Genomic DNA, 16,293 nt, shown 5'->3' on the forward strand with positions numbered 1-16,293 from the left:
TAAAAAAATCCATGTCAGATAGAATATCTAACCAAACTCTAAATATTGATTATCAAATTCCCCATATACCAGAAGAATTAATCAATGACATCATCAATCAACGATGTGTGTTGTTTGCAGGAGCAGGTTTATCTGCCAGTGCAGGTTTTCCATTGTGGGGGAAACTAATTTCTTTAATGCTAGAATATTGTAACAATAATAACATTGATGTTACCTATAATAAAGAAAGCATAGACCTTATGGAAAAGAATAAAGAATATGACGAAATTGCCGAATACTTAAGAGAAAAACTAGGGGAATATCATTTTCTAAATTTCATTAAGAAGATATTTGATGTCAAGGTAGAAAAACTCCCAAAAATATACGAAACAATAAAAAATATAGGGTTTTCTCAAATACTAACGACTAATTATGATCATTTATTAGAAAAAGGGTTTCCTGATGCAAAAGTAAACACTATTTTAAACACAAGAGATATGAATGAAATGAACAGAAAAAATGAATTTTATATCTTTAAAATACATGGATCCGTTGAAAACATTAACACTATTGTCTTAGGCAAAGCCGATTACGATGAATTAGTTTACAATACACCCATTTTCATAGATACATTGAATATATTATTCAGAACTAAGACTTTTCTCTTTATAGGTTATAGTCTTACAGACCCTTATCTGTCAACCCTTTTAGGGAAATTAAAGAAAACTTTAAAATTAGGCCCAGTCCATTATCTATTAGTAAATGAAAAAGGACTATTTGACTTAAAAGCAGAGTCCTACAAAAAGCATTTTAATATAATCACTATCCCATATGACACCAAAGATAACCATATAATTTTATATTATTTTCTAAATAATTTATTGCAAGAAGTTAATAAAAAGAAAAAAGAAATAAAAGAAATAAAAGAAATTCCTAGAAAAATAAAGAATGAAACTAAAAAGATAAAAACACCTTATAAATTTTTAAATTACTTTGATATTGAAGATAAAGACATTTTTTATGGAAGAGAGGCTGAAGTAACTGAATTTCTTCCCAAAATAGAGAATAGTCGATTGTCTTTGCTCTTTGGTAAATCAGGAGTAGGAAAAACATCTTTTCTGCTCGCAGGAGTATTCCCTAAACTACATTTAAATAATTATTTCCCAGTTTATGTCAGATGTTCTGAAAATCCAACAAAATCAATCAAAGAAAGTATTTGGCTTAAAATTGAAAAAGAAATTCAAGAATCAATTACGTATGAAAAATATAAAAATTATGGATTAATTGAAATGATTATTGAGGTTAATAAACTAATAGGAAAACCTTTAATTATTGCGATTGATCAATTCGAAGAATTTTTTATAACCTTGGGTTCAAAAACAAGAAAAGATTTCATAGACACTCTTAGAATATTGTTTTATGAATTTTCAATTAATGTTAAAATTATCCTCTCATTTCGAGAGGATTTCTTTGTGGAATTTAATGATATAGGTGAAGAAATTCCTGATATTTTTAATTACAGATTCCGTTTAAAAGAATTATCAAAGGAACATGCAAAGGATGCTATTATTAAGCCATTAGAAATATTAGAGTTATCAATACAAAAAGATTTGCTCGAAATAATCATTGATGATTTAGCAATAAATAATATGATTGAATCGCCTCAATTACAAATTGTATGTTATACTCTTTATAACAAATTAAATGAAAATCAAAAAGTGATACGGACTAATGATTACATTGCGTTAGGCGGAGCAAAGGGCATTTTAACAGATTATGTGGATTTTGCATTAGAACCTTTCTCCTTTAAATTTCAAATAATAGCTAAAGAAATAATGAAATCAATGGTTTCAGCAAAACAGACAAAGATACCATTAAAAAAATCGGAGATAGAAAACATAAAGTATGAAGGGATGCCCATTAGTTCTAAAGATTTAAAATATATTATAAGAGAGTTAATTAACAGAAGATTGATTATAAGAAAAAAAGATGGAAAACATGAAACATATGAACTAACACATGAATATCTAATAAATAAGATTAAAGAATGGCTTGACAAAGAACTATATAAGGTGAAAGAAGCTCAGGATATGTTGAGACAAGAAGAAAATAATTGGAAGAATTATAAAGGTATTATGGAGCAATATAAATACGAATTTATTAATGAATTGAAAGACAAACTAATTCTTGATAATTTTAAAAAAGGAGTATTATTAAGAACTTCTATTGAATACAGTACTGATGTAGATTATTGGACTGAGAGGAATTTGGATAATGCAAATGCAATTACTTTTGTTGAATCTGCGTTTAACCATAAGAATTTGGAAGTAGAGAGAAATGCTTGTGTTGTGATGATTCAATTTAATATTGAGGCTGAAGTAAGAACTAAAGTTATTGATGTCTTAAAAAAGATTGGAAATCCAAATGTAATATCTAAAATATTTGATATCTACCAAAAGCATAACAGAATTAGTAAGGCAGTTATTAAAAAAATAAAAGAAGTTATTGAATATAGAATTACAAAGAATATGGTATTTGTGAAGGAAAGTAATTTTATAATGGGACGAGATAAAAAAGAAATAAAAGAAATAATAAGAAAAGGAGCTCATAAGTCATGGTTCATAGGTGAATATCCAGAAAGAGAAGTATTTGTAAGTTCTTTTCTGATAGATAAATATCTTGTGACAAATGAAGAATATAGAGAATTTAATCAAAACCACATGTTTTCTAAAGGTCATGAGAAATGTCCTGTCACGAATATAAGTTGGTACGATGCCCAAAAATATGCTAAATGGATAGAGAAAGATATACCTACAGAAGAAGAATGGGAAAAAGCTGCAAGGGGAACAGATGGGAGATTATTCCCGTGGGGAAACGATTGGGATTCTATAAAATGCAATACACGATTGTCTGGTATTTCTGGGAAAACGGATGTTGATAAATATCCAAATGGTGTTAGTCCATATGGATGCTATGATATGTCAGGCAATGTTTGGGAATGGACTAATACTTGGAAAGAAAAGGATAAAACGATAATTGTAAAAGGTGGGGCATGGAGTAAATTTGAGATATTACCTTGGTGTTCTTATCGTTTCGACTATGAGGCAAACGAAGGGCAACAAAATGTAGGGTTTAGATGTGTTCGAAGAATAAAAAATCTAAAAGACTCAACCAAGGTATATTCTGCGGGAGGATTGATTTTGAAATATGAAAACAATGAGCTAAATGTCCTATTATGTGGAAATAAAAACCCGGCAGAGTGGAGAATACCTAAGGGAATGCTTAAAGAAAATGAAAATGTTGAAAAATGCGCAATAAGAGAAGTATTGGAAGAAACAGGTTATAAGTCAAAAATTATAGATTTCATTGACTTTACTACTTGGAGTTATGAGTATAATAATAAAATATGGGATGAAACGGTTTTCTTCTTTATATTAGAATTAGAATGTGAAAAGCTAAAAAAACATGATACAGAATTTAAGCACATTAAATGGTTTCCTATTAAAAGAGCTGTTGAAATTCTCTATTATAAGGAAGAACAAGAAATAGTAAAGAAAGCTTTAATGTTATATAAATATTTGTATAATGATAAGAAAAAAGATATACTGTGACAAAAGCAAGTACTCTTAAATATCTCTTACCACACCTTCGACAATCTAAAATTGATAATTTTATCTCTTTCACAGTGGGAGAGTGGAATAGAGACTTTAAGTCAATACTTTCAAAAATACAAAAAAATAAACTAGGCAACACTCTAATTATTCGAAGTTCAGCGGTTCTGGAAGACAATGCAACAGACACCCATGCAGGTATTTATAAAAGCATATTAAATATCTCAAGCAACAATGTAAAATTAATTACATCGGCAGTTAACAAAGTGATAGATTCTTTCTACCAAAAGAAAGATTTTAATCTCTCTAACGAAATTATTGTGCAACGCCAGTTGCTAAATCCCCTGATTAGTGGCGTTATTTTTACAAGAGATCCTAAAACAGATGCCCCTTATTATATTATCGAATACGATAATAAAAGTGGTCAAACTAATTTAGTCACAGGAGCTGGAAAGCGAAAACTTATTCGCATCGCACGATTTGCAAGTTCAAAAGTTATGTTTCCTTGGTCATGTATTCTATCCGCTGTTCAAGAAATTGAGATGTTTTTTCCTGAAAAGATTCTCGACATTGAATTTGCGATTGATCGCCGTAAAATAGTTCATATATTTCAAGTTCGTCTTTTGTTGTCGAATAGGGTATGTAGGAAAAATGATAAGGTTATAAAAAGTACATTAAACAAATTATCCCTATCAGTTTCTACTTGTAATCCTATAATATATTCAGACATGGCAGATTGGAATCCTATTGAGATGCTTGGTACCCGTCCAAATAAACTGGCGATATCTCTTTATCGTTTCCTCATAACAAAAGACACTTGGTATAAAGCTAGAACGAGCCTTGGATATACAGATTTAGAAACACAAGAACTCATGATAACTTTTGCAGGAAAACCATATATTGATATTAATGCAAGCTTATTTTCACTAACTCCTTCCTCATTACCAGCCAAAATACGGAATCGTTTAGTACGCTATCAAATCAATAAATTACGAGAAAAACCTTATCTTCATGACAAAATAGAATTTACTGTTGCATATTCATGTTCTGATGTTGTAATTTCCAAAAGAACACGGTTACTTTTTCGACATGGTTTTTCAAAACAAGAAATAATTCAAATTGAAGACTCATTAAATACGCTAACGCAAACATTGTTAAACAATGTCCCTAATTTAATAAAAGAAAGTAAAATTCTATTGAGTACATTGGCTTCAGATCGAAAAAAATATATAAAACAGCCTAATTTATCTTCGTTGAGATATTTGAATGAGTTGCTTTTATCTATTGAAAAGCTTCTTACTAATTGCAAAGATAAAGGATCCTACGTTTTTGCACGTCTTGCTAGAGTTGCGTTTATTGGGCATGCATTATTACGCCAACTTCTTTATCGTAAGGCAATAACTCCAGAACAATATGAAAAATTTTTTTCATCTATTGAAACTCAAGTATCTTTTGTCAGAAAAGATTTGTTCTGTGTGCATAAAAATATAATGCCTAAAAAAGATTTTCTTGAAAAATATGGGCATCTTCGTCCGGGTACATATGACATTACTGCCCCACGTTATGACCAGATACCTGATCTGATTTTTGGCAAAAGCAATGAACTATCTCCTTGTTGTTTGAAATTATTTCAACCCGATTCTGAAATGTTATCTAAAATAGAAAAAATATTTAGAGAAATAAATTTAAAAATAAATGGAGAGTTCTTCTTAGAAATGGTTAAGGAAGCAATAGAATGGCGTGAAAAAGCAAAGTTTGAATTTACGCATACTTTATCCGATGTTATTGAGTTAGTAGCAAAAGTTGGTAGTATCTTAGGTTTCACTAGAGCTCAATGTGCTTATTTGGACATTGAAAAAATACTTTCAAGTAATAATTTAGATGCTAATATTTCTAGGATTTCAAAAACATGGCAAATTAACATTGAGAAAAACAAACAAATCAAAGAAATAAATGATTATATATTATTGCCTTCACTCATCAGATCCAAAGATGATTTTCTGTTTGCAAAAACTCATGAATCAAGACCAAATTTCGTAACTTATAAAAAAATCGAAGCTTTTATTATAACACTTGATCGAGTTTTTTATCAAAATATTGAAAATTTAAAGGGACGGATAGCATTTATTGAAGCAGCTGATCCAGGGTATGACTGGATTTTCGCACAAGGAATTGTTGGATTGGTCACCAAATATGGAGGGATTGCTTCACATATGGCAATTAGGTGTTTGGAGTTGGAAATACCTGCTGCTATTGGGTGTGGAGAGATTATATATGAACATCTTAAAGAAGCTAAAATAATTTGTATAAATGCGGAAGAGGAAAAACTTTCAATTATTAATTGAATGAATTATTTTAATAAAGACCAATTTTGGACACACTGGTATATGAAACGTATTTATGATGCAATGGCCACAAGGGATCATATAAAAGCACAAACTATAGCTTTCCAATGGGCAGAAGCAATATGTGAAAAATATGGTTTAAACATTCCGAATGTCTGGAAGTTTTTTAAAAGAGATCTTGTTACAAAATGGTTTGGAAAAGAGGAATGCAAGAGACTCTCTCCAAATTGGTCTATAAAAGATATTCAAGAATATACTAAACTTTTTCCAGACAAATCTTTTAGATTATCAATATTTCCCAAAAACATAGCATGTCACGCAACTAACTATCATTTATCTTTAGAAGATAAAAAATCTTGGGATTTAATACTATTAAATATTGATAAATCTCTTAATGCAGAAATATTCTTAGATCGAAATCCTGATAGCATGTGTTTTAGAGCTTTTAATACATTAGGAGAATTTTACATTGAAGCTGGAATCGGACAAGCTATGTTTGTATTTGAAAAAGAGCAAGGGAAACATCCGATGGTGATTGCTACGTTAAATAACGAAAGATATTTTTTTATTGTTACAAAAATGCAAAACGAGTATAAAAATATCTCTTATGATATCAAAAGAAAATTACAACTTTTTATAAAATTACATGGGGACCTGATTAAAACAAAATGCGAACATTTAAGAAAAACTCTTGGGTTAGCTTATATATGTGTCGAAGGGTATTTTGACGCTTCTATTCCAAATATCATATCTATATGTGATATTGATTTACCACCAGACATTGCTTTTTTTATAAAGAAGCAAAAAACTAATTAAAGTAGGATATATCTAACAATATGAAACGGATTGCAGTTACAATGAATGTGAAAGATTCTGTATATAAAAATGATAGACTTAACCAAAACTATATAGAATATTTACAAAAACTTGATATACAACCAATTTTAATCCCCAATTCAATTTGTGATCCTATTGAGTATTGTAAGCAATTTAAAGTTAAGGGAATTATCCTTACGGGAGGCTCTGATATTTCTCGCTCCTTAGTAAATGCTCCCCCTAATCTACGAAGGGGCAAATCTAATGGGAGAGATTATGTAGAATGGAAGTTGTTAGAAATGGCGTTGACCAAGAAACTACCTGTATTGGGAATATGCCGTGGTATGCAATTCATCAATATATTTTTCGGTGGTGTTATTATTTACAATATTAAAAATATGATTAATAACACGATAAAACATGTTAGAAACAAACATCAGATAATTATTACAGATTCAAAATTCATTAAAACAATTGGTTCTGCTAATTTCACTGTAAATTCTTTTCATAATCATGGAATAATTAGGGATGTTGTTGCACCAGACCTTCATCCATTTGCGTTGTGTAGTCGGGATGATATAATAGAAGGAATATATCATCTAAAATATCCAATAATAGGTATACAATGGCATCCAGAACGTAATGGATCAACTTGTGAATATGATTTTAAACTGGTGCAAACATTTTTCTATAAAGGAAAATTCTGGTAAGATGAATAATGTAAAAGTTATTATATTAGCAGCCGGTCGTGGTTCTCGCATGAAAGATTTAACATTACATATGCCAAAATGTTTGCTAAAGTTCAACGGGGAAACTATACTTGAAACCCAAATAAATTTATATCGCCAAATGGGTATACAAAATATTGTAGTTGTTAAAGGTTATCTGGAACATCTTATAAAATTCAATGGTTTAAAATATTATATAGCACCTGAAGGTTTTAATATGCTTTATTCACTGTTTTGTGCCGAACCCGAACTTAATGGAGAAATCATTATTTCATATGGTGATATTATATTCGAAGAATATGTGGTTTCTAAAATTTTATCAGATAATCACGATATGTCCGTTGTAGTGGATATACAATGGGAAAGCTATTTTCGTGCTCGTTTTGGCAATCCCTATCTTGAAGCCGAGAGTTTAATATTTTCTTCAAATAATCAGATTATTGAGATCGGAAAACCTCATCCTTTACCTGAGGAGACTCAAGCGCAATATATTGGTCTCATAAAACTATCTGAAAATGGTTGTAGTATCTTTCGAAAAATCTACCATTTAGCAAGGATGTCCTATTCGGGAAAACCATGGCAGAGAGCAACGGTTTTTGAACGTGCATATATGACAGATATGCTACAAGCAGTAATCGATTCAGGTTACAAGATATATGGGGTTCCAATCTATCACGGATGGTTAGAATTTGATACCACAAATGACTATAAAAACTATTTGGAGTGGAAAGAGACTGGAAAACTTTTTTCTTTTTATAAAGCATCTCATTCTAAATAATTTTATTAAATAAGATAGAGTGTCTTTAAGTTAATAGTGCATTTTCAAGAAACAATCCTATAAATTTAATACTATCTCACAACTTTCCCAACACAAACTACTTATATCTTTATACCCGAAAATCCCGGAATCAACAACTGATTTTCATTCTTCCTGACTTTCTTCCCCACAAAATAAACCGGGTTAATCGTAAACAATTTGTTCTCAATAGTTTTTTCCCGTCTCTGTCCTACAGGATTTTTTGCATTCAGTTTTGACCATACCTCTCCAACTCCCTCCACATCAAGCCTTTCCACTAAAGCCTTTGCCATTGCCGTTGTCATATCCTCTCCGGATGTCATCGCAAGCAATCCTTCCTCTGAAAACTTGCCTTCAATAGCAAGGGATGCCTCAAGCTTTGAGCCCATAAGCTGCATTGCTCTTTCCTGCATAGTGTTTCCGTAGAAAAGATAGTGTATCTTTACGTCTTTATCCTGCCCGATTCTCCACGACCTTCGTGAAGCCTGTCTCAGGGTAAATATGCTGTATCCTGTCTGGTAAAATATCAGGCTCGGAAAGTCATAAAGGTCAAGCCCTGTCTGAACGAGCTTCGGATTGGCTATAATAACCTGAGTGCCTGCTTTAACCCTGTTCTCAATCCATTCTTCCCGTTCTTCTGGCTTTACAGTATATCTCATTATATCGGCTCTAATGCCCTCATCCAAAAGCAACTTTTGAACTCTTGGCATTATATCTTTAACCCCTGTATACTGGCAGTAGGTAAAGACCTTTCTATTGCCGGATAATTCCTGCTTTATTAAATCAATTAATTTGCTTTCTTTTTTATATATGTTATTTTTTGTAAGTTCTTTTGGCGTTACAATTACTTTACCGGTATCAGGATAAACTAATGGCTCGTTGTCAAATGGCCTGTCAGGATAGGATAAAAGTGCATTAAGATAAGTCCCAAGCAATGCCTTGCTTCCTCTGCTTAAAGCAGACTTTACCGCCGTAGAAAGCTTATCCTGAAGTTTATTATAAGCATCGGCAAGTTCCTCATCCATTTCTATCCGGGATACTTCCTCTGAAAGTTGCGGCAAGTCTGTGGCAATGTCTTCAAGGGAGATAAATACTGATTTGTTCAAGAGATGTTTTGAAAAAATCATCGGGGATATGCCCGGCTTTCTTTTTAACGTCGTGCTTCCTTTTTTGCCTTTTGAATAGGTATTGTCTTCGGGATAGCTTTTTGTTATTCTTTCAAGCACTCCGTATTTTGCCATCCATTTTGAAACACCGCTGTATTCTATGTCCTCTTCCTTGAGAGTCTCAGGAGAAAGCCTGTATAAAACGTAAAAAATATCATCTGCATAGCCTCCGAGCAACGTTCCGGTCAGGGCGATTGTTTTTCTGCACGCACTTGATAAAGATCCAAAAGAATTGCCCTGAGCAGTTGAGCCTCCTTTAAGCTCGTGAACTTCGTCCGCAATGAAGAAATCAAAATAGTTTTTGAGATAACGCTTTATGTAGTCAGACAATGGGAATCTTCTTATCTTGCTGTTATCTGCCTCCCATAAGGGGCTTTTGCATTCAGGACACCATCTTTTATTCCTGATTAAGTAATCCTTGCTTACAGGTATGCCATCCTTGTTCGCAATCTCTCCATCGCAATCAGGACAGATAAAACTTCCATTCTTGTATAATGTAGCAGGTTTCCATGCATAGCCTAATTTAGCACGCTCCTTGCTTACAATCATATATTCAGGAACTTTCGGCTTGGCATTCCTGTCAATGGTAAGAATATCTCCCAAATTCGTTATTATTTTTGCCTTTGCATCAGGGATTGTTTCCATAACCTCTCTTTGCCATTTTTTTACAAGATGTCCCGGGCACATAACAAGAGTTCTGGTGGGCTTTCCGTGATTGTCATAAACATAAGGGACGCTTGCCCCGACAAGGCTCTTGCCGCATCCCATTTCTCCCACAACAATCGCAGAATTATAATTGTAAAGCAGTTTCGTAATGCCCATAACAGCATCTCCCTGTGCCTGATAGGGCTTTCTTAGAAGATTGCCTATTCTGCTGTTCCACTTATCCCCTGGACTGAACAGAGGCTCTGCTTTCTGTTTAATCCTGTCGGCAAGCTCGTTGCCGTATGTTCTTAAATAATCAGTAATGTTTTCTATTCCTTCCAGCATTTTGACTAAAAACTTATTTCATTGTTTTTTACTCCTTCAGAAACGATTGAATCAAGTTTCTCTTCATCGGCATTAAGTCTTATTACTTTTTTCGTGCCTCGCAGCTCCTCAAGACAGTTTTCCTGTGCCAATCTTCTATACAGCCACAAAGACCATTCTGGAATCAGGGGGACGGAATAGCTTTTCTTGATGCTGTTGTATATTATTTCCGGAGTCTGCTTTTCATTATCGATATAAAGTAACTTATCTCCACGGGAGGAATTGAAAAAATTATCTGCAAGGACAATCTGATGCAATAAACCATTTCCTACTTTTGTGCTGAGAACTCTGTATTTCTCGGCATAGCCTTTACTGAGGGAAATGGGCTTCTCTGTTAAGATATCAACACTTTTCCATGACAGGAAAGCAGAGGTTATTGCCCTGACACTGCTGTCATATCCTGCAACGGATAATAAATACAGGCGAGAGTACTGGTCATACGCATAGCCGTCTGTAAATGCTTCAACACTTATTCTTTTCTCATCATCCGAGTATCTTACCTTTTCTATCATTTACTACATTAAGTTCAGGATTTCGCCATCCTTCCTGAGCAGTTTTATAGAGACATTGTATTTTTCAACCTCCCTTTCTATCAGGACATTATCTGCGTATTCCTCAAATTTATGCGTAACTTTTTCCACTTTTCCTCTGACAATGTGCTTATCTTCGCCTTCTCCAACAACTCCGTCAAGACAACCGTTTGCAAGCAACAAACCAAGATGGCCTGTGTGCAGGGGAAGTGGCGGTCTTCCGATATCATTGCCGTTCCCCTCACCATAGCCATTGAATTTCTGCCATAAAACTGATTTTCCCATTTCCTTTTCAAGCTCTTTTTCGTCTATCAGAGAGGAGCAGAACAACGAAACAGGCACTGAAGGAGGAAGCTTATAAAGAGGCTCTTTGGAATACGGAATTTCCGGAAGATTTTCTCTATAAACGCTTTGTAATCTCCAAAAATCATTTTCATTTACGACACTTTTGCTCTTTTTTCTTCCGAACAGAACAATCTGTTTTTGTGCCTCATACTCCTCGTCCGGGAACCTGAATACATTGAAATCACAAAAACGATAGGAAAGTATCTTTGCAATATCTTCATTCAATCTATGCTGCGGAATTATGTATATAAGAGTGCCGGAGGGCTGAAGGTATTTTACTGTGTCTTTAAGGAAGGTTTTCTCTTTTCTCTCGCTGTCAGCATCGTCGGAGTGAATCTCCCAATCGTAAGGTGGATTAAGCAAAAGACAGGAGAAAGCATTATTGCTTATCTTTGAATCCTCATAACTTCCTGTAATGACATAATCAAGATTGGTTTTAGCCTGTTTGCCTCTGTGCTCGTCAAGTTCAATGCCATAAGTGGTGGCGTTAAAACCTTCGGTAAGTTTTTTCAGCGCCAATCCTTCGCCACAGCACGGGTCTAAAATATTGACATTATCCTGCGGGAACTTCAGAAAAGAGCTTATTCTTTCAACAACTGATAAAGGAGTAGGATAATACCCCATCTTAATTTTCCCTTCGAGTCGCATATTATTTCGTTGGGCGGGGACTATAAATGGATTGTGCTACTTTGGAAGCGGAATAAAAATTGAGAAAAAACTTTACAATACTGTAATCATATTTATGTTTTCAACATTGGTGAAATTAAGAGCTATATTGAATAAAAATTTTTGTTAGGAGGTATAATGGCAGACTTATTAGATAAAGGGGATGAAATCTTAAACTGGATGTATCAAAAATATCCAAACGAAAGCATTCCCAGAGAAGTTGTAGAAAGAGAGATAAAAATGGAAGGTGTTAATCTTGATGAATGCGTAATTTATTTACACTCAAAGGAATATATTAACCTATATAGAGAAGGCACCGGTCATTTTGTAATGAGTATCACTCCTGATGGGCTTAAAAAAGCTAAGGAATCTTCTTTAGTATTAAGTGGCAATACACAGTATTTTAGTTTTCAGGATAAAGCTAATAAAATAATATCGGTATTAGTTCAGGCATTTGAATTTTCTTTATTAAATGGGGCCAAGGAACTTGCAAGGGAAAACAAGAGAACTATTGTGGAGCCTATCGATATAATATTAAGTTTTGATAGTGCGATTGAAAAATTAAAAAAGGCAAAAGAAATGTTAGATAAAGATAGAGATAAAAGTAAAGATTTAGAACATATTAGATTGACTTTTCAAAATATGTTTAAATAAAAAGGGCTTTTCAAGGGAGGTAATAATGGATGCAAGTAAAGGTCTACTAATTCCGGAAAGAACAACCGCTTTGTTAACAGAAAAAGTGAAATCCTTTGAAGAAAGGCTTCATGAACTATCAAAACATTATTGTGAAGCAGATGGTTCAACAATAATAACTGACGCAAATGTAAATCAAGCATTCAGAATTTTAATTAAGAAAAGAAAAGTGTCCACAGGAATTTATACGTTATTTTCTATAGGTCATTTAATTAGTGCGGGTGTGTTCGGTTATAGCTTAACAAGCTATTTTTCTACTAACAATACTTCTTCTCAGCATAGCTATTCTTTAATTTCTGTGTTGTGTATTGTTATCTTTACAATAATTAAAATTTTTGAAAAGACATTATATGATAAAGAATAAGCCCCAATAGTTTTTTTCTAATAGATATCCTTTTGCCCCGATTCAGCCTAAGTTTTAAACCTCTCCAGTAGCACAATCCTAATAAACAGAAAGTTATTTATACAGTAATGCTATTAAATAAACATCACAGAGCTATCGTCTTCTCTCATCGTTTCACGACTCCGCACAATTTCCGTGAGCTTTGACCCTTAGCTTCGATTCCCTCCCCGTGCTCTAGGCCACTAAAGTAGCATAAATTTTATAAATAAAACAATGAATTTTTCAAACCTCTTTAGAAAACTTTATAAACAAACCATCGCTATTATCATTAATTAACTCCCTTTTGTTACTGGCCTAAAGCCGGTAACGAAAGGCTAATAATTTTATTAAATAAACTCATAAATATTAAAATTTTGTGTAAGCGTTATGGAAGGCTCAATAAAAAATAAGAGGATTTATGCATATTATGATGGCAGCAATTTCTACCATTTTTGTAAAGGCAATTATGGAATAACAAAAATTCATTTTCATCACATGACTAATCAATTATTGGATCTAAAATCTGAAGAATTGGTTAAGATTAGATATTATAATTCTCCAGTAAATCAACAGGAAGATCCAGAAATGTATGCAAAACAGCTTAGATTTTTTGAACATCTGAAGAAAACCCCATTTTTGGATTTATCATTGGGTAGATTGGTAAAAAGGCCTCTCAATAAAATAAATATAGAATGTGAAAATTGCGGGATACAAGAGGCAGATTCCATACAATGTCCTGGATGCGAGAACCAAGTTAATGTTAAAGACATATACAAAAATACTGAAAAAGGAGTGGATGTACAATTGGCAATCGATTTGTTATTGGATGCGTTGAACGATAGATATGATGTTGCATTATTATTTAGTGGAGATGCTGATTTTTGTCCAGCAATAAGATATATAATCAAATATCTAAAAAAAGAGGTGATTTTCTGCCATTTTCCTTCCCCAGTAACTGAAGAATTGTTGCAATGCTGTTCAGATGATATACTGATCACGAAAGAAATGTTGGAAAAATCTCAAATACCTCCACATAAGCAATAAAATCAAGAACAAAATTTTAACTTCAGTTCCTATGGGAATTGAACCTAAGGTTCAATTTATACCTTGGCGAGTGCTTTGTGCCTTAGCTTCCGAATCCTCCCCGTGCTTTGTACCTTAGGTGCAACTTACACCGAAAAGCTTAAAAAGTATCGTCGGTATTAATTTTCATGCAGAAATTCAAAATAGACCTGTATGATTTTGACAAGCAAATAAGAATGGCTATCGAAAGAATAAAAAAATCTGATATTTCAGAAACTAATAAAGAAACTATCTTGAAATTCTGTGAAGACTGCTCCGTGAAAGGCTTAAGTAAACCCAGAGTCCTTTTCTATCTTAATAGATTGCTATCCATTGGCAAAATGCTGGGGAAAGATTTTGCCGAAGCGAAGAAAGAGGATATTAAGAAATTAGTTCAGGAAGTGAACAACAGAGAACACAGTGAAAACACAAAAAAAGACTCCAGAATAGCAATAAAGCGTTTTTACCAGTGGCTGAGAGGAATTGAGGAAAAAGGAGTTTATCCTGATGAAGTAAAATGGATACCTACTACATTAAAACAGGACAAACATATTCTGCCGGAAGAGCTTTTAACAGAAGATGAGATAAACAAGATGATTAATGCGGCAGAGCATCCCCGTGATAAGGCTCTAATTTCCACTCTGGCGGATTCTGGATGCAGAATCGGTGAACTCCTGACATTAAGGCTTAAACACCTTATTTTTGACAAGTATAGCGCTGTTTTGACGGTTAATGGCAAAACAGGGATGAGAAGAATCAGAGTTATCGGAGCTACTCCTTATCTTGCCTCATGGAAAGATGTTCATCCTGACAAAGATGATCCTGAAGCGCCTTTGTGGGTTGTGAGGGGCACTACAAAAGAGATAGCAAAAGACAAAAACAAGTTAAAAAACTATAAATTTAATTGGGGTTATTCTATAGGCTACAGAGGAGCTACAAAAATGCTTCAAAAACTGGCAGAAAAGGGTAAAATAAAGAAAAGAGTCAATCCACATTCTTTCAGGCATGCAAGGGCAACTTTTCTTGCTAATAAGTTAACAGAAGCGCAATTAAAGGAATTGTTCGGCTGGACCCAGTCCTCGGATATGGCAGCTGTTTATGTCCATATGTCCGGCAGGGACACTGATAAGGCATTACTTAATGTCTATGGCCTGGCACAAGATGAGGAAAAAGAAAGAAGCAAGTTTGAGCTTCGGAAATGCTCAAGATGTAGCAAACAAAATCCTGCTACAGCTACAATATGTGAAGCTTGCGGCGGAGCGCTTGACTTGAAAGAAGCTATGAAAATAGATACCGAACAAAAAACCGTTATGGATATGCTAATAAAGATGCAAAAAGAGCAAAATGAAATGAAAAATGCATTTGAAAAATTGTCTGGCAAAAAATTTGATGTTATTCTGCCTGTAAATAAAGAAAAAATGATTAGGAGAAAATCCAAATGAGTATTCCAATTGCAAAAACAGAACGAGAAAAGGGATACATCTACTTCCTTGACTCGGATGGCGATATATCAAGATGCCCGATGGCTAAAGGTGGGCAAACTTTTAAGCATCTGAAAGAAAAAGTTGCAAAATTGGGCATCAAGAAGGAAAAAGGGTGTCTTTATTATTTAGACAGGGAAGGCAATCTGTTAAAAAGTCCAATGTTTCAGAAAAAGAAAGAATTCAACGATAAAGACCCCTATGAAAAAGGAGTGGCTTTTGAAAAATACATAATCAATCTTCTGCCTGAAAACGAATGGAGCATTGTTGATTACACAAAAGATACTATAAAAGGCATTCCAAGAAGAATAGAATCATCGTCAAATCCGGACATTATATTGAGGCACAGGGGAACAAACAAGATAGTTGCATTGGAATGCAAATACAGGGCTGATTTTTTCAGGACTGATTCCGGCAGGATTCTGTTGGTCAAAGATTATCAAATTCAAAAGTATAAATCATTCAATAAAGAGAAAGGCTATCCTGTTTTTATTGTAGTTGGTATTGGAAATAAGCCGAGCAATCCCGATAAGTTATTCTTATTTCCGTTAAATTCCATTCAGTACTCTCCAACCGCTATGGAGTACATCGAAAAATTTGGAATTGAACCTGAAAATTTAAGCCTGATGCTGACATTTGTAAACGATTAAATTCCACTGATTAT

Annotated in this window: 13 protein-coding genes; 10 read left to right on the forward strand and 3 right to left on the reverse strand. The window is 33.5% G+C overall.

Annotated features, from left to right (window positions below; genetic code table 11):
- The first annotated feature begins 11 nt into the window (after window positions 1-11).
- Genes WC614_07115 through WC614_07135 form a run of 5 tightly spaced genes read left to right on the forward strand, consistent with a single transcriptional unit; the run spans window position 12 to window position 8,257 of the window.
- Window positions 12-3,590 (forward strand): SUMF1/EgtB/PvdO family nonheme iron enzyme, encoded by a 3,579-nt coding sequence (locus tag WC614_07115; protein MFA5032772.1) that lies wholly within the window; start codon window positions 12-14, stop codon window positions 3,588-3,590.
- Entirely contained in the window at window positions 3,587-5,935 is a 2,349-nt protein-coding gene (locus WC614_07120) for a PEP/pyruvate-binding domain-containing protein (protein MFA5032773.1), read from the forward strand. Before WC614_07115 ends, WC614_07120 begins: the two co-directional genes overlap by 4 nt.
- A gap of 42 nt (window positions 5,936-5,977) precedes the next feature.
- A complete protein-coding gene (locus tag WC614_07125) occupies window positions 5,978-6,751 on the forward strand; it encodes a hypothetical protein (GenBank protein ID MFA5032774.1) in 774 nt (257 codons plus the stop codon).
- 20 nt (window positions 6,752-6,771) lie between these two features.
- Window positions 6,772-7,461, forward strand: a complete 690-nt coding sequence (locus tag WC614_07130) for a gamma-glutamyl-gamma-aminobutyrate hydrolase family protein (GenBank protein ID MFA5032775.1) — start codon at window positions 6,772-6,774, stop codon at window positions 7,459-7,461.
- A 1-nt stretch (window position 7,462) separates the two neighbouring features.
- Complete coding sequence (locus WC614_07135) at window positions 7,463-8,257, forward strand: phosphocholine cytidylyltransferase family protein (protein ID MFA5032776.1); 795 nt, start codon at window positions 7,463-7,465, stop codon at window positions 8,255-8,257.
- 101 nt (window positions 8,258-8,358) lie between these two features.
- Here the strand turns inward: WC614_07135 and WC614_07140 are convergent, their stop codons facing one another.
- From WC614_07140 to WC614_07150, 3 genes are read right to left on the reverse strand one after another with little or no spacing between them, the layout of a single operon-like run.
- Window positions 8,359-10,431, reverse strand: a complete 2,073-nt coding sequence (locus WC614_07140) for a DEAD/DEAH box helicase (GenBank protein MFA5032777.1) — start codon at window positions 10,429-10,431, stop codon at window positions 8,359-8,361.
- Between the two features lie 5 nt (window positions 10,432-10,436).
- Complete coding sequence (locus WC614_07145; GenBank protein MFA5032778.1) at window positions 10,437-10,982, reverse strand: hypothetical protein; 546 nt, start codon at window positions 10,980-10,982, stop codon at window positions 10,437-10,439.
- 3 nt (window positions 10,983-10,985) lie between these two features.
- Entirely contained in the window at window positions 10,986-11,993 is a 1,008-nt protein-coding gene (locus WC614_07150; protein ID MFA5032779.1) for a DUF6094 domain-containing protein, read from the reverse strand.
- Between the two features lie 156 nt (window positions 11,994-12,149).
- Here WC614_07150 and WC614_07155 point away from each other — a divergent pair, with 156 nt between their 5' ends.
- From WC614_07155 to WC614_07175, 5 genes are all read left to right on the forward strand, one after another.
- A complete protein-coding gene (locus WC614_07155; protein ID MFA5032780.1) occupies window positions 12,150-12,665 on the forward strand; it encodes a hypothetical protein in 516 nt (171 codons plus the stop codon).
- A gap of 25 nt (window positions 12,666-12,690) precedes the next feature.
- Entirely contained in the window at window positions 12,691-13,068 is a 378-nt protein-coding gene (locus tag WC614_07160; GenBank protein MFA5032781.1) for a hypothetical protein, read from the forward strand.
- Window positions 13,069-13,473: 405 nt separating this feature from the next.
- Window positions 13,474-14,130 (forward strand): NYN domain-containing protein, encoded by a 657-nt coding sequence (locus tag WC614_07165; protein ID MFA5032782.1) that lies wholly within the window; start codon window positions 13,474-13,476, stop codon window positions 14,128-14,130.
- Between the two features lie 215 nt (window positions 14,131-14,345).
- On the forward strand, window positions 14,346-15,590 hold the full coding sequence (locus WC614_07170) for a tyrosine-type recombinase/integrase (protein MFA5032783.1): 1,245 nt from the start codon (window positions 14,346-14,348) through the stop codon (window positions 15,588-15,590).
- Complete coding sequence (locus tag WC614_07175) at window positions 15,587-16,279, forward strand: hypothetical protein (protein MFA5032784.1); 693 nt, start codon at window positions 15,587-15,589, stop codon at window positions 16,277-16,279. Before WC614_07170 ends, WC614_07175 begins: the two co-directional genes overlap by 4 nt.
- Window positions 16,280-16,293 lie beyond the last annotated feature (14 nt).

Source organism: bacterium (genome assembly GCA_041649255.1).
GTDB lineage: Bacteria > Hydrothermota > UBA3073 > JACQXS01 > JAQTXJ01 > JAQTXJ01.